At 68.7% G+C, this 17,364-nt stretch carries 16 protein-coding genes; 9 read left to right on the top strand and 7 right to left on the bottom strand.

Annotated features, from left to right (window positions below; translation table 11 throughout):
• Positions 1 to 276 precede the first annotated feature (276 nt).
• From IG04_RS0136510 to IG04_RS0136490, 5 genes are read right to left on the bottom strand one after another with little or no spacing between them, the layout of a single operon-like run.
• Complete coding sequence (locus IG04_RS0136510) at positions 277 to 1,251, bottom strand: ABC transporter substrate-binding protein (protein ID WP_030481311.1); 975 nt, start codon at positions 1,249 to 1,251, stop codon at positions 277 to 279.
• Between the two features lie 16 nt (positions 1,252 to 1,267).
• Positions 1,268 to 2,323, bottom strand: a complete 1,056-nt coding sequence (locus IG04_RS0136505; protein ID WP_051771426.1) for an ABC transporter permease — start codon at positions 2,321 to 2,323, stop codon at positions 1,268 to 1,270.
• Positions 2,323 to 3,087 carry an ATP-binding cassette domain-containing protein gene (locus IG04_RS0136500; protein WP_030481309.1) on the bottom strand — a complete coding sequence of 255 codons (765 nt, stop codon included), beginning with the start codon at positions 3,085 to 3,087 and terminating at the stop codon, positions 2,323 to 2,325. Before IG04_RS0136500 ends, IG04_RS0136505 begins: the two co-directional genes overlap by 1 nt.
• Positions 3,084 to 4,115, bottom strand: a complete 1,032-nt coding sequence (locus IG04_RS0136495; RefSeq protein ID WP_030481308.1) for a class I mannose-6-phosphate isomerase — start codon at positions 4,113 to 4,115, stop codon at positions 3,084 to 3,086. Before IG04_RS0136495 ends, IG04_RS0136500 begins: the two co-directional genes overlap by 4 nt.
• Positions 4,112 to 5,095 carry a LacI family DNA-binding transcriptional regulator gene (locus IG04_RS0136490; RefSeq protein WP_030481307.1) on the bottom strand — a complete coding sequence of 328 codons (984 nt, stop codon included), beginning with the start codon at positions 5,093 to 5,095 and terminating at the stop codon, positions 4,112 to 4,114. Before IG04_RS0136490 ends, IG04_RS0136495 begins: the two co-directional genes overlap by 4 nt.
• 533 nt (positions 5,096 to 5,628) lie before the next feature.
• Here IG04_RS0136490 and IG04_RS0136485 point away from each other — a divergent pair.
• The 6 genes from IG04_RS0136485 (at position 5,629) to IG04_RS0136460 (ending at position 13,380) form a co-directional block, all read left to right on the top strand.
• Entirely contained in the window at positions 5,629 to 7,836 is a 2,208-nt protein-coding gene (locus tag IG04_RS0136485) for a GH92 family glycosyl hydrolase (protein WP_245816221.1), read from the top strand.
• Between the two features lie 27 nt (positions 7,837 to 7,863).
• Positions 7,864 to 10,080, top strand: a complete 2,217-nt coding sequence (locus IG04_RS0136480; protein ID WP_084401327.1) for a helix-turn-helix transcriptional regulator — start codon at positions 7,864 to 7,866, stop codon at positions 10,078 to 10,080.
• A 91-nt stretch (positions 10,081 to 10,171) separates the two neighbouring features.
• Complete coding sequence (locus IG04_RS0136475; RefSeq protein WP_144065378.1) at positions 10,172 to 10,966, top strand: hypothetical protein; 795 nt, start codon at positions 10,172 to 10,174, stop codon at positions 10,964 to 10,966.
• A gap of 78 nt (positions 10,967 to 11,044) precedes the next feature.
• Positions 11,045 to 11,956 (top strand): ABC transporter ATP-binding protein, encoded by a 912-nt coding sequence (locus IG04_RS0136470; protein ID WP_030481303.1) that lies wholly within the window; start codon positions 11,045 to 11,047, stop codon positions 11,954 to 11,956.
• The gene (locus tag IG04_RS0136465; RefSeq protein ID WP_030481302.1) at positions 11,953 to 12,996 is read left to right on the top strand and encodes an ABC transporter permease; all 1,044 of its coding nucleotides are present in this window, start codon (positions 11,953 to 11,955) and stop codon (positions 12,994 to 12,996) included. The genes IG04_RS0136470 and IG04_RS0136465 overlap by 4 nt, the downstream gene beginning before the upstream one ends.
• Before the next feature lie 60 nt (positions 12,997 to 13,056).
• Complete coding sequence (locus IG04_RS0136460) at positions 13,057 to 13,380, top strand: DUF3817 domain-containing protein (protein ID WP_030481301.1); 324 nt, start codon at positions 13,057 to 13,059, stop codon at positions 13,378 to 13,380.
• Here the strand turns inward: IG04_RS0136460 and IG04_RS0136455 are convergent.
• On the bottom strand, positions 13,352 to 14,416 hold the full coding sequence (locus IG04_RS0136455) for a phosphotransferase (protein WP_051771423.1): 1,065 nt from the start codon (positions 14,414 to 14,416) through the stop codon (positions 13,352 to 13,354). The genes IG04_RS0136460 and IG04_RS0136455 overlap by 29 nt on opposite strands.
• Before the next feature lie 41 nt (positions 14,417 to 14,457).
• Positions 14,458 to 14,955 carry a MarR family winged helix-turn-helix transcriptional regulator gene (locus IG04_RS0136450; RefSeq protein WP_030481299.1) on the bottom strand — a complete coding sequence of 166 codons (498 nt, stop codon included), beginning with the start codon at positions 14,953 to 14,955 and terminating at the stop codon, positions 14,458 to 14,460.
• 51 nt (positions 14,956 to 15,006) lie between these two features.
• Here IG04_RS0136450 and IG04_RS0136445 point away from each other — a divergent pair, with 51 nt between their 5' ends.
• The 3 genes from IG04_RS0136445 (at position 15,007) to IG04_RS0136435 (ending at position 17,251) form a co-directional block, all read left to right on the top strand.
• Positions 15,007 to 15,312 carry an MTH1187 family thiamine-binding protein gene (locus IG04_RS0136445; RefSeq protein ID WP_030481298.1) on the top strand — a complete coding sequence of 102 codons (306 nt, stop codon included), beginning with the start codon at positions 15,007 to 15,009 and terminating at the stop codon, positions 15,310 to 15,312.
• A gap of 143 nt (positions 15,313 to 15,455) precedes the next feature.
• Positions 15,456 to 16,280, top strand: a complete 825-nt coding sequence (locus IG04_RS0136440; protein ID WP_051771432.1) for an SCO6745 family protein — start codon at positions 15,456 to 15,458, stop codon at positions 16,278 to 16,280.
• Positions 16,277 to 17,251 carry a tetratricopeptide repeat protein gene (locus IG04_RS0136435; protein ID WP_030481296.1) on the top strand — a complete coding sequence of 325 codons (975 nt, stop codon included), beginning with the start codon at positions 16,277 to 16,279 and terminating at the stop codon, positions 17,249 to 17,251. Before IG04_RS0136440 ends, IG04_RS0136435 begins: the two co-directional genes overlap by 4 nt.
• Positions 17,252 to 17,364: the final 113 nt, after the last annotated feature.

Raw genomic sequence — 17,364 nt, 5'->3', positions numbered from 1 at the left:
ACAATCACCACCGCGGCCACACCGCACTCGCAGGCCAACCACCCGCCAGCCGCGTTCCTAACCTCTCCGATCAGTACACCTAGGGCCTGTATCGAAGTCCATGTCCGCGATAGCCGGGCCTGACGCGGCCCCTGACGGCACGGCCGAACGGCCCACATACAACAGCGGTATGCGGGCCGTTCGGCCGCACCGTCAGGAACCACCTCAGGCGCGCCTCTCATCGGACGGGACTTCGATACAGGCCCTAGGTGGGAACGGCCCTTCGGGAGGCAGAACTCAGCAGGACTCCTTGTAGAAGTACTTCGAGTTGGCCGACGCGTCGTCCTTCGTGATGGCGACGAGGTCCGTCTCGATGTTGCGCTTGTTCTCCTTGCCGTCGATCGCGGCCAGGGCCTGCTCGACGCCCTGCTTGCCGATCGTGGCGGGGTCCTGGGCGATCAGGGCCTGCACGGTGCCGCCCTGCAGGTCCTTCACCTGGTTCGGCGAGGCGTCGAAGCCGACGAGGTTCACCGTGCCGGTCTTGCCCGCGTTGCGCAGGCCGGTCGCCGCGCCCTCACCGGTGTTGAGGTTGGTCGCGAACACGCCGATCAGGTCCGGGTTCGCGGCCAGGGTCGCGGTCACCTTCGAGGCCGCGGTGGCGGGCTCGTTGTCGGTGTACTGCTGGCCGATGTACTTGAGGTTCGGGAACGCCTTGATGGCGTCCTCGAAACCCTTGGCGCGCGCGTCCGTCGTGGACGTGCCGGCCTTGGTGTTGAGCACCAGCACCGAGCCGGACTTGCCGGCGGCGAGCTTGTTCAGCGTCTCGGCCGCGAGCTTGCCGCCCTGCTCGTTGTTGGAGGAGACCGAGGAGACGCCGATGGAGGTGTCCTGCAGCTTGGTGTCGACCTCGACGACCTTGATGCCGGCGTCCTTGAGCTGCTTCATCGGGCCTGCCATGGCCTTGTCGTCGGTCGGCGCGATCAGGACCGCGGCCGGCTTCGACGCGAGGATGCCCGTGACGATCGGGGTCTGCTGGGCCGCGTCGAACTTCGCGGGGGCCTGCGTGTCGAACTCGTAGCCCGCGGCCTTCGCCGCCTCCTCGAAACCGCACTGCATCGAGATGTAGAACGGTTCCGCCGTGATGCCGGGGATCAGCACCAGCTTCTTGTTCGTGGCCGAGTCGCCCGAACCCGAGTCACCAATCTGCCCACCCCCGCCACACGCGGCGAGCAGGAAAGCGGCTGAGACAGCCACTGCGGAGCGGATCTTCATTGGTCCAGCACCTTTCCTAACGTTGGTTGCGCGCCCGACGTCGTGTCTGGTCCAGCCACACGGCGGCCACCAGCACGATCGCCACGGCGATCGGCTGCCAGAACTCCTTGACCCCGATGATCACGAGGCCCTTCTCCAGCACCGCCGGGATGAACACGCCGAAGACCGTGCCCAGCACCGACCCCATGCCGCCGAAGATGCTGGTGCCACCCAGGACGACGGCGGCGATCGCGTTCAGGTTGTCCGTCTCGTGGCCGGTGACGACCGCGACGCGGAAGAACGCGTTGCCCATGAACCCCGCGAGACCCGCCAGGGTGCCCGCGAGCAGGTACACCTTCGTCAGGTGGCCGCGCACCGAGATGCCGACGCGCCGTGCCGCCTCCTCGTTCGAGCCGACCGCGTACGTGTAGCGGCCGAACCGCGTGGTCGACAGCAGCAACGCGCCGAGAGCGGTGACGACCGCGGCCACGATCACGATGTTCGGAATCCCGAGGTACGTGCCGGAACCGAAGGTGCGGTTCAGCCTGTCCGGGATGCCGGACACGTTGGAACCGTTGTTCAGCAACAGGGCCGCGCCCTGCGCCGCACCGAACGACCCCAGGGTCACGATCAGCGCCGGGATCTTCGCGCGCGAGATCAGCAGGCCGTTGAGCAGACCCCAGGCCGCGCCGCTGACCACCGCGACCAGCAGCCCGAACGCGATCACGCCCCAGCCGGCGTTCGTCGCGTCACCGCCGGACACGGAGTTCATCGCCATGGCGGAAGCCACCGACGCGAACACCAGCACCGAACCGACGGACAGGTCGATGCCGGACGTGATGATCACGAACGTCATGCCGACCGAGAGCACCAGCAGCACGGCCGTTTCCGCGAGCAGGAACTGCAGCGTGGTCACCTGGAAGATCGCGTCCGGCCGGATCGCGCCGAACGTGGCGACCAGGACGAGCAGCACCAGCCCGATCCAGAGCGTGTTCGCGCTGGTCAGGCGTCGCAGGATAGACCGGCCTTGCTCATCGGCTGTTGAATGATCGGACCCAGTGACAACGTTGTCGTCCTTTTTCTCGTCAATCATCAGGCCGCGTCCTCCTGGGTCAGCGCGCCGGTCATCGCGCCGACGAGCTCTTCCACGCTGGTCTCGGAAGCCTTGAAACGGGCCACGCGACGGCCGAGGCGCAGCACCTCGACGCGGTCGGAGACCGACAGCACCTCGGGCATGTTGTGCGAGATCAGCACGACGGCGATGCCCTCGTCGCGAACGCGCTTGATCACGTCGAGCACGCGTTCCCGTTGCATCACACCGAGCGCGGCCGTCGGCTCGTCCATGAACACGAGCTTCGACGCCCACGCCACCGACCGCGCGACCGCGACGGACTGGCGCTGGCCACCGGACAACGCGGCGATCGGCACGTCGATGCTCTGCAGCGTCGCGCCGAACCGGGTGAAGTGCTCGGTGGCCTGCCGGCGCATCGCCTTCTTGTCGAGCACGCCCAGGAACCCGAGGACGCCGGGCTTGAGGATCTCCCTGCCCAGGAACATGTTCGCGGCCGGGTCGAGGTCCGGCGCGACCGCGAGGTCCTGGAACACCGTCTCGATGCCCAGGCCGCGGGCGTCGTTGGGGGAGTTCAGGATGAGCGGCTCGCCATCGAACATCAGCGTGCCGCCGGTCGGCTGCTCCACCCCGGACAGGCACTTCACCAGGGTGGACTTGCCCGCGCCGTTGTCGCCGATCAGCGACACGACCTCACCGGGGTAAGCGGTGAACGAGGCACCGCGCAGAGCTTCCACGGTGCCGTAGTACTTCGTGAGATCACGAGCCTCCAGCAACGGCTGGCTCATGGCGTCACATCCTCCACTGTGGACAGAACGGGTGGACGGCAGCGGATCGCCACCAGGTCACCGGTCAGGCCGAGTTCGCCCGCCGCGTGCGGCACGACGAGCGTGCTGCCCTTGTGCACTTCCAGCTCACCGAGCTTGCCCGCGCCCTCCAGCACCACCAGCACGGCGAACGACGGCTCCAGCGTGAAGGAACCCTCGACGTGCAGGCGGTCGGCCTGGAAGAACGGGTCCGCGTCGTGGCCGAGGAGATCGACCGACGGCGCCCACTTCTCGGACGTCTGGTGCACCAGCTGCTCGAGCTTGCCGCTCCAGCCCCGCCGGTCGACGCAGTCGAGCGCGACGTCGTAGCCGAGGCCGAGGTGGCCGATGTCGGCGTTGGCGAGGAAACCCTGCCACTCCAGCGTCACCGAGAAGTCCGTGGGCTGCTGCAGTTCGACGATGAACACGCCCTCGCCGATCGCGTGCGGTACGCCGGCGGGCACGAACACCGTGTCGCCGGGCCGGACGCAGACCGGGTTCAGCGCGTCGAGCATCACCTTCGTGTCCTGCGTGGCGACCCAGCCGGCGACCGTGTCCGCGGGCACGTCGTCGCGGAATCCGATGTAGACGGTCGGGTTCGAGCCGGTGGTGCCGACGACGATCCACGCCTCCGTCTTGCCGTGGCGGCAGTTCAGGTGCGAGGCCGCGAAGGCGTTCGACGGGTGGCAGTGCACCGGCAGGCGCTGGCCCGCGTCGAGCAGCTTCACCAGCAATGCCGTGTCGCCGCCGAACTTCGCCGCGTGGTCGGCGCCGAGCCAGCCGGTCGGGTCCGCTTTCACCGCGTCGCGCAGGAGTACGCCGTCTGGCAACGTTGTCAACCCGGCATCGTCGCGCCCGTAGAGCGACGTCGTCGACGCCACCCAGTCCTCGGGGCCGAAGTCGCCGCTGGTCCCGCCGCGCAACGCGGCGATCGCCTCACCGCCGCGGTAGAACTGCTTCGGCTGGTTGGCGGGCAAGTTGACGGGCTGGTGGAGAACACCAGAACTCACGCGTGGACCTCCCCGGATCCTCGTGGCACCAAGCGCACCGGCAGCACGACGCGGCGCGGTGGTGAGTTGTCGCCATCCAGTCGGGCGAACAACAAATCGGTGGCCGCCTTGCCGAGCGCGCTCGCGTCGTGCGCGATCACGGTCACCGGCGGCGACAACAGGTCAGCGAGTTCGAAGTCGTCGAAGCCCACCAGCGCGGGTCTTTCGGCGACGCCCGCGAGTGAGCGCAGGATGTAGACGGTGATGCGGTTGTTGCCGGCCACGATCGCCGTCGCGGGCTCCCGCATGCTGTGCAGGCGCTGCAACGTGGTCCTGACACTGCTTTCGTCGTGCGGCCCCATCGCCACGAGCTCCTCGTGGTAGCCGATGCCCGCCCGCACGCACCCTTCGCGATAACCGCGCAGGCGCTCGTTGGCCGTGAAGATGTCCGGCGCGTCCCCGAGGAACGCGATCCGGCGGTGCCCGTGCGAGGCCAGGTGCGTGACCGCCTCGACGGTGCCGCCGATGTTGTCCACCAGCACGGTGTCCGCCACGACGTCACCCGCGGGCCGGTCCAGGAACACCACGGGCGTGCCGGCGCGCATCTCCGGCACCAGGTAGCTGTGCTGCAGGCCGGCGGGCACGATCAGCAGCCCGTCCACGCGCCTGCTGCAGAACTCCAGTGCCAGCTCGCGCTCACGGCCCGGGTCCTCGTCGGACGACCCCGAGATCACCTGTCTGCCGCGCAGACGGGCGATTTCCTCGACAGCGCGGGTCACGCCGGAGTAGAACGGGTTGCCGACGTCCTCCAGCACCAGCCCGATCGTGCCGGTGGACGAGCCCCGGCGCAGGTTGCGGGCACTCAGGTTCCGCCGGAACCCGAGCTGGTCGATGGCCGCGAGCACGCGCTCGGCGGTGGACGGGTGCACGCCCGGTTCGTCGTTGACCACGCGCGAGACGGTCTTGATGCTCACGCCTGCGAGCCGCGCGACGTCGTTCATCGTCGCACGACGTACCTTGCGCTGACCGGCTACGGGCCCGCTGGGGGACAACGTTGTCATAGTGGGCGTATCTCACCTTGGCTTTACGGCCTTGTCAACACTTCCTGACCGTTCAAGCGTGCCCCCATTACGTTGTCGAATGTCCGGAACAGGACAAGTGATCGCCCTGGTCTTGACCTTGACCATGTGCGCTCAGCAATGATCTGGTGACGGACAGCGTTGGCAGCCCACGGCGCTCGCGAGTCCGGCGAGAAGGCCCCCGGGCCGGGGTGCGCATGCGGCGGCGGGTCGCACCCCGGCCCGGTCCCTTGCCACCCGACCGGACTACTCGGCCGTCCCGCCAGGCCCCGGAATCGCTAGTGGTGCGACCCGGAAGGTCGGCTGGGTAATTCACGCTCAGCAGGACACCTCACGACGCCGCCCCCACGCCCTCGTACATCCAGTACGAGGACGTGGGGGCGGCGCCGCGATGCGCCCGTCTGACCGCGAATTCGCCCGGCAACCTTCCGGGCCACACCACTAGGGTGAATCTCGTGGACGCACTGGATCCCATCGAGTCGGTCAACACCTTCATCGGCACGAAGGACGAGGGAAACACCTTCCCCGGCGCGTCCATGCCGTTCGGCAAGGCCCACTCCAGCCCGATCGGCTCCCACTACGCCGGCTACCGCTACGACGACCAGCAGATCCGCGGCTTCGGGCACTTCTTCCTGTCCGGCGCCGGGTGCTGGGAGCAGGGCGGGCTGGTCCCGATCCTCCCGGTCACCGGACTGCCGCAGACCTTCGACCACAAGCGGTACGCCAGCGCGTACACGCACGACGGCGAGATCGGCAAACCCGGCTACTACAAGGTGAAGCTGGACCGGGACATCACCGTCGAATGCACCGCCACCACGAGGGCCGGTGTCGAGCGGTACACCTTCCCCGGTGGCGTCAGGGGCACGCTGCTCGTCAACGTCGGGCAGGCCAACGACAAGGAACCCGTCAGCGCGAGCTCCGTCAAGGTTCTGGACGACCGCACGATCACCGGAACCGTGGAGACGCAGGCGTTCTGCGGAGGCCGCCCGTACGTCACCTACTTCACCACCAGGTTCGACCGCCCGTTCGAGGAGTTCGGCACCTGGGGCCCGTCCGGATCCAGGCCGGGGCAGCGGGAGTCCGCGGGAGGCGCCGGACTCCGGGGTGCCTGGGTCACGTTCGGGCCGGGCCCGGTCACGGCCATGACCGCACTGTCCCAAGTGGACGCACAGGGTGCTGGGAACAACCTGGAGACCGAGACCACCGGCAAGACCTTCGACGACATGCGTAACGAGGCGCAGGAGGCCTGGCGCGCGGAGCTCGGGTGCATCGAGATCGAGACAGAGGACTGGGACGAGCGCGCGGTCTTCTACACCGCGCTCTACCACGTGCTGCTCCAGCCGCTGACCGGCAGCGACGCGGACGGCCGGTACCGCGGCTTCGACGGCCAGATCCACCAGGCCGACGGCTGGACCTACTACGAGTACTACTCGCTGTGGGACACCTACCGGGCCCACAACCAGCTCCTCGCGCTGCTCCGCACGACCAGGAGCAAGGACATCGCGCGGAGCATCCTGGCGATCCACGAGCAGGGCGGCTGGCTGCCGCGCTGGGCGTACGCGAACCAGGAGACCAACTGCATGACCGGCGACCCGGTCACGCCGTTCCTGGTCGACCTGTGGCGTTTCGGTCACCTCGCGGGCTTCGAGGAGCAGGCGTACCAGGCGTTGCTGCAGAACGCCGACGGAGTCCCGCCGCAGAGCTCCCGCTTCCAGGGCAGGTCCGGCAACCCGAACTACCTCGCCAAGGGCTTCGTCCAGTACGACAAGCGCTTCCCGAAGAAGGGCCAGGACACCGATCCGCACCACGGCGCGTCGGCGACCCTGGAGTACGCGCTGGCCGACGCCACGCTCGCGATCATGGCCGAGGCGCTGGGCCACACCGAGGACGCGGAACGACTGCGCACTCGGGGCCTCAACCACCGCGCCCTCTGGGACAACAGCGTCACGGACCGGGGTTTCACCGGGTTCCCGCGGCCCAAGCTGCAGAACGGCGCCTGGCTCACCCCGTTCACCCCGCAGGGGCCGGAGGGGTTCCACGAGGGCACGGCGTGGCAGTACCAGTGGCTGTGCCAGCACGACATCGCCGGGTTGATCACGGCGCTCGGCGGCAAGGCGGCGGCCGAGGCGCGGCTGGACGACTTCTTCGCGTACGAGGACCTGCTCGTCGACCCGAAACGGACGGTCCGCGAGAAGTGGGTCGTCGGGCCGTACGACTACTACAACCAGTTCAGGTACAACCCGAACAACGAACCCGATCTGCACGCGCCGTGGATGTACGCGCTCATCGGCAAGCCGGAGAAGACGTCGGTGGTCGTGCGGGCAGCGCAGACGTTGTTCGTCAACGGGCCGGCGGGCGTCACGGGCAACGACGACCTCGGCACGATGTCGGCCTGGTACGTGTTCAGCGCGCTCGGGATGTACCCGGCGGTGCCGGGAACCGGTGAGTTCGTGCCACACGCCCCGAAGTTCACGAGGGCCGTGATCCACCTGGAGAACGGCAAGGACATCGTGATCGAGGCGGAGGCGGCCGACGTCACGAAGACGCAGGTGGTGCAGCGGATCCGGAGCGGCTGGCGCTCGAAGGCGAAGGATCGGATCGAACTCGCGGAACTGTTCTCGGGGACCACGCTCGTGGTCGACCTCCGCACACTTTCCAACTGAGACGCCGAACGGTCGTACGCTCACGTGATGGGCGTTTGCGCGAGCTGTGGCACGGAGTTCGCGCCCCTGCCGTCGCGGGCGCGGTACTGCTCGAACGCGTGCCGTCAGCGTGCCTACCGCCGGCGTTGCGCGGGTGCGTCCACTGTGGTCGCCGAGCTGCCCGGCCACGAAGACGCGTTCGTCGGCAGGAAAAGCGAGCTGGCGGAGCTGCTTTTGTTGCTGCGCAAGCACAGGATGCTCACGCTCGTGGGGTCGGCCGGAATCGGGAAGACGCGGCTCGCGGTCGAGCTCGCGAGACGCGCCAGACGTGCCGAGGTTCGCACGGTCGAGCTGGGCAGGCTGAGCCGCCCGGGGCAGGTGGTGGAAGCGTTCGCGGAAGCCGTTGGCGTGTACCAACGCGCGGGTGTCGCGCTGCGGACGACGTTGCTCCAGGAACTGGGCAATCGGCGAATCCTGCTGCTCGTCGACAACTGCGAGCATCTCGCCGAGGAGTGCTGCGCGGTCGTGGACGCGCTGTTGTCGCGATGTCCGCGCGTGCAGGTCCTCGCGACCAGCAGGGAAGCGTTGAGATCCGTCGGCGAGGTCGTCTACCCGCTGCACGGCATGGCCGACGCGGCGGAGCTGTTCGTCGAACGCGCCGGGACCAGCGGCGACCCCGACGCGATCGCGGCGATCTGCGCGCGTCTGGACGGCGTGCCGCTGGCCGTCGAACTGGCGGCGAAGCTGTCCGGGTCCGTGCCGCTGGCCGAGCTCGCGGACCGCCTCGACCACCGGCTCGACCTGCTCGACGGCCTGCGTGCGGCCATCGCGTGGAGCCACGACCTGCTGGCCGCCGGCGAGCAGGAGCTGTTCCGGCGGCTCGCGCTGCTGCCCGGCGGGTTCGGGCTGGACATCGCCCAGGTCGTCCACGGCGGCGAGGTGATCGGGCTGCTCACGGCGTTGCAGGCGAAGTCGTTGGTGGTGCGGGAGTCCGACGCCCGGTTCCGGATGCTCGAATCCGTTCGCCTCTATGCCGGGGAACGGCTGGAGGAGCACGGCGAGCACGGGGTGACGGCGGAACGGATCATCGCGTGGCTCTGCGAGAAGGGCGAACCCGGCGTCTCGTCGTCGATTCTCACGCCGGAGCAGGTGAGGACGCAGCACCGGGAGTACGACAACGTGGCGTACGCGTTCGCTCATCTGGTCGCACCGCAGGACGACAGGCGGCTGATGCTCGCCACGATGCTGCTCAGGGTGTGCTTCGACCGCGGTTGCTTCGCCCAGGCCGGCGCGGTGCTGATGCAGGTGCTGCACCAGTCGCCCGCCGACGCCCGCTACAGGATCCTCGCGCTGGAGTACGCGTCTCTGCTGGCGAGCCACGAGGAACGGCACGACGAGGCGGTGCGGTACGCCGCCGAGGCGATCGAGACGGCGGAGTCGGGCGGGCAGGATCTGATCATGTGCCGTCTGTTCCGGACGTTAGCGGGCGCTTACGACGGCATGGGCGACGTGTCGAATGCCGCAGCGGCGTTGCGCCGTTCGATCGAGCACGGCGTACGTAACGGCAACGACGTGAGTGTCGCTGTGTCGAGCCATAACCTCGGCTGGCGACTGCTCGCCGACGGTGCCGTGGACGCGGCCGCCGTGCTGGTCGAGGGCGCGTTGCCGGTGCTCAGAGTTCATGCACGGCAGGATGTCGTGGCCGTCGCGGTGCACACGGCGGGCTGCATCGCGTTGGAGCGCGGGGATTTGGTGACGGCAGGCGCCCGGTTCGCGGAGGGCGCGCGCCTGACGGCGGACACACCGCGGGCCGCGCTGGAGTCGGTCGAGGGCCGTGGCCTGGTCGCGATGGCGTCCGGACGGCACGAGCTCGGCGTGCGGCTTCTGGTCGCCTGTCAGCAGATGCGCACGACGTGGGTCGTTCCGCCGGAAGCGTGGTGGCGGCGGAAGACGGCCGCCGCACTGGACCTCGCGCGGGAATCCCTTTCTCAACCGGCATTCCAGCGAGCGCTCGGCGCGGGCCGGGCGATGGACGCGCGGCACGCCCTGGAAACCGCGCTGGACAAGGAAATGGTGCGGCACCCGGTGCTCAGCGACCGGCAGCGGATGGTCGTCGAACTGGTGGCGCGGGGACTGACGAACGCGCAGGTCGCGGCCAAGCTCGGCATCTCGCACCGCACTGTGGAATCCCACGTGCACAACGTGAAGACCACGCTGGATCTTTCGACTCGAGCGCAGCTCGCGGCCTGGGCCCGGTCGTACTGACGCGTCCAACTGAGACGTAACGCTGCGGTTCATCCGGATGACTTCCGGCCCCCCTCCGTTCATCGTGAGCACGACGACGGAAGGGGGCGACGTGGAACCGTTCCGCCTGCTGCACCCCGACCTCGTGCCGCAGCGGCGCGAGTCGCTGCGGCACGCCGCCTCCATGCTCGTCCAGATGGGTTTGGACGACACGGTGCTCTCGGCGTCGCCCGTGCACCAGCGCCTCGCGCGCGTGGTCCTCGCGAGCAGCGGCGTCATCGAGTGGACGCCCGGCTACTGGGCCCAGGACTCCTGCCTCGACGAAGGTTTCGGCGTCGTGCGGGTCGGCGGCGACCGCGGCGGCGTCTTCCTCTCCGGCGTCCTCATCGCCTACCTCGACGTGCTGGAGAACGCGGCCAGGATGGGCACCTCGATCCCCGAGGACTCCTGGCGCACCCTGCTCTGGGCGCCGACCGCGCTCTTCGACCACGTGCTGCGCCGCCCCCAGGTCGGCATGACCGTCGTGACACCCGGCTGCGGCACCGAGAACCTCCCGCTCGAACGCACCCAGGCCGGTCAGCGCCTCTACCTGGCGCTGATGCAGGCCGTCCGGTTCGCCGTCAGCGGTGTCGTGCGCGCACAGGACGACTGCCCGCTCGCCGAGGACTGCGTGACGCTCGCGACCGCGTGCCTGCGTGCTGCGGAGGTGGCCCTCGCGTTCGCCGCCGACGTCCCCGGACACGCACCGCAGCCCGTCGTGGAGACCGCCGAGCGCCGCTACCTGTGGCAGGTGATCAACGAGGTCCGCGCGGCCGTTCCCCGTGCCCGCTTCGAGCAGTTCGCCGCGGCGCTACGCAGGTTGAACGAAGTGCACACCGCTTGCCCGTTGCTCGTCGCGGGTGGTTGAACTCGTTCGTCTCGACTTCGCGGCGACTTTCGTCGTTTCGTGACGTGGTGCGACAGGCGCTGACCTACCGTCTCGCCCATGACGGAGGAACGGTCGGCGGTCGTGGTGCGGGACGTCCGCAAGAGCTACGGCGACCTGAAGGCGGTGGACGGGGTCTCGTTCACCGTGGCGGAGGGCGAGTTCTTCGGCATCCTGGGACCCAACGGCGCCGGGAAGACCACCACGCTGGAGATCATCGAGGGCCTGCGCAAGCCCGACAGCGGCGAGGTGCGGTTGCTCGGTGAGAGCCCGTGGCCACGCAACGTGAAGTTGTTGCCGCGCATCGGTGTCCAGCTGCAGGCGTCGGCGTTCTTCGAGAAGCTGACGGCGAAGGAGCAACTGCAGACGTTCGGCGCGCTCTACGGCGTGAGCGCCGGCACGGCTGCGGACATGCTGGAACTGGTCGGCCTCGCGGACAAGGCGAACGAGCAGGAGAACAAGCTCTCCGGCGGCCAGCGCCAGCGGCTCTCGATCGCGTGCGCGCTGGTGCACGACCCGGACATCGTGTTCCTCGACGAACCGACCGCGGCGCTCGATCCGCAGGCCCGCCGCAACCTCTGGGACGTGCTGCGGGCCATCAAGGAACGCGGCAAGACCATCGTCTACACCACGCACTACCTCGACGAGGCCGAGATCCTCTGCGACCGGGTGGCCATCATGGACACCGGCAGGATCCTCGCGCTCGACCGGCCGCCGGTACTGGTGCGCGGCCTCGACGCGCCGACCCACGTGACACTGCAGAAGGGCGTTCTGTCCCTTGTGGACGCTTCCGCGCTCGACGGCGTCGACGAGGCCCACGAGGACGAGGTGTCGCTGACGCTCTCCACGCGCCGCCCCGCTCCAGTGCTGTCGGCGCTGGCCGAACGCGGTGCGCTCGACGGCCTGCAGGTCCGCACGGCCACCCTCGAAGACGTCTTCCTCAACCTGACAGGCCGGGAGTACCGCGCATGACCGCGTTCAGGACGCTTTCGGTGGCGATGTTCAAGGGCTTCATCCGGGACAAGGTGACGCTGTTCTTCACCTTCCTGTTCCCGCTGATGTTCCTCGTCATCTTCGGCCTGATCCTGCGTGACGCCGGCGCGGACAAGCCCAGGATCGCGCTCGTCGGCGACGGCCCGATCGTCAGCGCTCTGCGCGACAGCGGCGCGCTGGAGCTGGAGTCGTACAACGACGTCGATGCCGCTGTGCGGAAGGTGAAGGACGGCGACCTTCCGGCCGCCTTGATCATCCGCGGTCAGCAGGTCGACGTGCGGTTCGCGCAGAGCGACCAGGTGCAGTCGGCGATCGTTCTCGGGATCGTCAACGGGTTCGTGGACAGGGCGAACCTCGCCGCGACCGGTCAGCCGCCGACCTTCACGTTCGCCGCGGAGAAGGTCGAGGACGCGTCGCTCAAGCCGATCCAGTTCCTGACGCCGGGCATCCTGTCGTGGGGTGTGGCGGTGTCGGCGGTGTTCGGTTCGGCGCTGACTCTCGTGTCGTGGCGGCGCAAGCAGGTGCTGCGGCGCATCCGGCTCGCCCCGATCTCGACGACCTCCGTGCTGTCGTCGCGGATCCTGGTCAGCGCCGGTGTGGCCCTGGTGCAGGGCGCGATCTTCATCGGTGTCGCGTCGCTGCCGGTGTTCGGGTTGCAGCTCTCCGGGCAGTGGTGGCTCGCGATCCCGTTGCTGCTGCTGGGAACCATCGCGTTCTTCGCGCTCGGCATGCTCGTCGGCGCGTTCGCCAAGACCGAGGAGGCGGCGTCGGCGGCCGCGAACATCGTGGTGCTGCCGATGGCCTTCCTGTCCGGCACGTTCTTCCCCGTCGACCAGGCGCCCGCGTGGCTGCAGACCGTCTCGAAGATCTTCCCGTTGCGGCACATGAACGACGGCATGCTCGACGTGCTGGTGCGGGGCAAGGGGATCGAGGCGCTGGTCGTCCCGGGCGCCATCCTGGTCGGCTTCTCGCTGGTGGTCGGGTTCGTCGCCTCGCGCGTCTTCAAATGGGAGGAATAGGACAGACCAGGACAGGCCCGGTGGTCGTGTGCTCCCCGTCACGGTTCATGATGGTGAGCCATGACGTTCTCCAGCGTGGTCGGACGGTTCCGCATCCTCGCCCTGGCCGAGGCCATCTCCTGGGCGGGCCTGCTGCTCGGGATGTTCTTCAAGTACGTCGTCGTGCAGAACGAGATCGGCGTCAAGATCTTCGGCCCGATCCACGGCTTCGTCTTCGTCGCCTTCATCCTCGTCACGCTGATGACGAAGGAACCGCTGAAGTGGAACGCCCGCACGCTGGTCCTCGGCCTGCTGTCGAGCATCCCGCCGTTCGGCACGGTGATCTTCGAGCGCTGGGCCTCGAAGACCGGCCGCCTCAGCGAGCCGGCCGCCGAACAGCTCTGAGCGCCTCGCGGAGCTCGATCTGCGGGTCGCCCTCGTGGTAGATCCGTTCGGAGGCCTCGATGTTGTCGAGGAACTCCTGGTACTTCACCGCGTTGTGCAGCCGGGACGCGCGGGGCGCGATCTCCAGGGCTTCCAGCGGCCGGCTGTCCGGGCGGTGCGAGAGCCATGCCTCGCTCCACACGCGCCGGATCAGGTCGTGCAGTTCGGGCTTGGCGTACTCCATGAGCCGGCACACGTCAAGCGCCGGATGACCCCAGACGGCGTCGGACCAGTCGATGACCACTCCGCTGCTGCGCCAGTTGCCGGGATGGAAGTCGCCGTGCGTGAGCGTGTCGGGCAGACCGAAGTCGGGCATCGGCACGGCGGACGGCGGTAGTCGCGCCTCCCCGGCCAGTGCGTGCTGGACGGCGACCCAGCGGGGTACGACGTCCTCGATCTGCGCAGGGGTCACCGGCCAGCAGTTGGCGCCCTCGGCCTGGCTGAGCAGCACCCGGTTCGGCGCGCTGGCCAGCACCTCGGGCACCAGGGCAGGGTCATGGGTGGCGACCATCTTGATCACCGTGCCCTCGTCGGCGAAGAACGGCGGCACGGCCTTGAGCCAGACCGTCCCCTGCGTGGTGGGAAGCCGGTGCACGCTGGAGAGGTTCCACGTCCGTCCCTGAACCGCCGGGCCGGTGCGGGTGATCACCGAGTCCGCCCACTCGACGAGTTCGGACGGGCCGCCGAGCCGTGCCCACGGCAGCCTGTGCTCAGCGTCCGGTTCGGGAGCGTCGGCGGGTTCGAGGTGGGTTCGATCGGGTTCGCCGTGCGCCTCGACGTGGTAGGTGACGACGCCGCCGAACGGCACCTTGCCGCCCTCGACCGAGATCAGGCGCAGGACGCTGGTCTCCACGCCGAGCAGGTCGCGCAGGGCGGTGTTGACCGGTTCGACGTGGTTCCAGTTCGGTGTCCCGACCGGAATCGTCCTGGTGCGCCCGGTGAACCCGCTGGGCGTGCTGACGAGCGCGATGATGGAGCGGTCCGGTCGATCCCACATGGGCCCATCAGGCCACAGGCCGGCCTGACCGCCCAACCGAATTAATCCTCGAAGTCGCCGCTGGCCCGGCGGACCTTCGCGAGCAGGTCCGTGAGCTGCTCGGTCTGGCGGTCGGTGAGGCCCCTGAGGCCCAGGTTGACGTCGACGACGGCCGCGGTCGCGCTCTCACGGCGCTGCAGTCCGGCGTCGGTGATCTCGACCAGCGTGGTGCGGCGGTCGGTCGGGTGCGGCGTGCGGCGGACGAGGCCGTCGCTCTCCAGCCGGTCGACGATGTTGGTGACGCTCGTCGGGTGCAGCTGCAGGCGCTCGCCCATCACGCGCATCGGTAGCGCGCCCTTGCGGGAGAAGTAGAGCAGCACCAACGCCTCGTAGCGCGCGAACGTGAGTCCGTGCGGTTTGAGGGCTGCGTCCACGGCGGACTGGATGATTTGCTGGACACGCATGACGCTCGTGACGGCCGCCATCGCCGTGGCGGAACCCACCCGGTCGTCCCACAGTTCGGCCGCGCGGGCGATCGGATCGAACGGCAGCGGTGTCATGTGCACGGAAGCTACCAGTCAGTACCACTCGTGGATCAGCAGGAGGCACGTGTGCTTGTCGCGTTCAGTGTTGCTCCGTCCGGTTCGGACGAATCCGGAAGTGTCGCCAAGGCGGTCGCCGAGGCGATCCGGATCGTGCGGGAGTCCGGCCTGCCCAATGAAACGAACGCGATGTTCACCTTGGTCGAGGGGGATTGGGACGAGGTGATGGACGTGGTCAAGCGCGCGACGGAAGCCGTGCAGGCCAGTGCCTCACGCGTGTCGCTCGTGCTCAAGGCGGACATCCGGCCCGGCTACTCCGGGCAACTGAGGGCCAAGGTCGAACGCATCGAGGAGCACCTCTCCGACACTTCGTGAGACGCCGTTCGTGGCCCGTGTCCGGCAGGCCGGGAGTGGAGTGTGACGGGAGGCTTAACGCGTCTCCCCGGATGGCCGAAAGCTCTACGCCGTGACGGTGAGTGCACCCGTGCGCCGCCGTTCACTGGGTTAGCGTGTCGGGCGTGGACGCGAGGCAACTGTGGTTGAGGTTCGAGCCCTACCACGACGTCACGTACTTCACGCCCGAATCCCGCGCGGCGACGGACGCGCTGGGCTGCAAGGGCGGCTGGATGGGCTATTTCGGCATGCGCGCCGCACCCCTGGGCGCCGCGTCGCCGGAACTGGTGACGGCGGTCTTCTACAACTTCGCACCGCGCATGGTGTCCCGCGCGCTGCCGGACGCGTGGGCGGTCGCCTCGCCCTCCACGTACCTGCGGGTGCGGCTGGAGGGTGCCGACGGAGCGTTGAGGCGCCTGCTGGGCTCGGTGGACACGGCCGAGATCGCCGAGGCGGCATCGCTGGCCAGGACGGCGGCACTGGCGGCTCCCATAGCCGGGCGTCCGCTGGCTGCCGCGAACCGCGCGTTGCCGTGGCCCATCGAGCCTCATCTGGCCCTGTGGCACGCCTGCACGATCCTGCGGGAGGCCCGCGGCGACGGCCACGTGGCAGCCCTGGTGGCCGCGGGCGTGGGCCCGTGCCAAGCGCTTGCGCTCTACGCGCGTGAGCATTCCCTCGATCCGGCATACATGCGCACGGCGCGTGGTTGGACTGTCGAAGAATGGGAAGCAGTTGTTGATCTGCCCGGCGACCTTGCCGCAGTCGAGCGTGCGACCGACATGGCCGCTCTCGCACCGTGGGAAGCGCTGGGTGCAGTTGGTACAAAGCGGTTCATCGACCTGATGACACCGCTTGCTCTGCGCATCGCCTCAGCCAACGAGGCGATGCGCGTCAACCCGATGGCCCTGGACCCGGTCCGGGAACTAGCCGTGCCAGGATGGAACACGTGACAAGGCCTGATCCTCGCAAGACCGCCGCACTGTCCGCCGCACTTTCCGGCGCCGTCGACCTGGGCGCCCTGAAGGCCCGAGCCGACGCTGCCCGCACCGCCGCTGCCACGCCGGCCCCCGCCGGTGATGCCCCCGCACCCGACAACGGTTCCGCGCCGTGGATCGTGGACGTCACCGAGGCCTCCTTCCAGGCCGTGGTCGAGCAGTCCCTGCAGGTGCCCGTCGTGGTGCTGCTGGGCGCCTCCTACAGCCCCGAGTCGCAGCAGCTTGCTGCTTCGCTGACCCGGTTCGCCACGGCTTCCGGCGGGTCCTGGATCCTCGCGCGGGTCGACCTCGAGACCGCGCCCCGGATCGGGCAGGCGTTCGGCGTTCAGTCGGTGCCCACGACCGTCGCCGTTGCCGCTGGTCAGCCCATTGATGCTTTTGCCGGGCCCATCGCCGATGCCGAGTTGTCGGAGTGGATCGCCCGGTTGCTGGACGCTCTGCGGGAGCGGCTGCCTGGGATTCGTGCCGGGGAGGCTCGGGCCGGGGGTGTTCCTGTCGCCGAGGACGAGGTGGTTGAGGATCCTCGGATCGTTGCTGCCGAGGAGGCCTTTGAGCGGGGCGATTACGTTGCTGCTCAGGGGTACTACTCGGAGATTCTTGCCTCTGAGCCTGGGAATGAGCTGGCCAAGGAAGGGCTTGCGCAGGCTCGGTTCGCTGAGCGGGCCGAGGCTGTCGATCCTGCTGTGATCGCCAAGGCTGATGCGGCGCCTGAGGACATCGACGCTCAGCTTGCTGCTGCTGATGCTCAGGTTGCCGGGCAGATGGTTGGTGAGGCGTTTTCTCGGTTGGTTGAGACTGTTCGGCGGGTTTATGGGGAGGATCGGGATCGGGTTCGGCAGCATTTGGTTGGGCTGTTTGAGCTGTTCCCGGCGGATGATCCTCGGGTTGCTGCGGCTCGGCGGAAGCTGGCTTCTGCTTTGTACTGACGCGTTTCGTTCGTAAATCGTCCCCCGGGTTCGTTGGTGACTGTTGTCCGTTGCCTGAGGGCTCTGCCCTCAGGCTCCCGCACTCCGGCATTCGGGATGATCTGGTTGTGCCG

Source organism: Lentzea albidocapillata (assembly GCF_000719115.1).
GTDB lineage: Bacteria > Actinomycetota > Actinomycetes > Mycobacteriales > Pseudonocardiaceae > Lentzea > Lentzea albidocapillata.
Note: the sequence above shows the minus strand (reverse complement) of the source record. Positions and strands in the feature narration are given on the sequence as shown.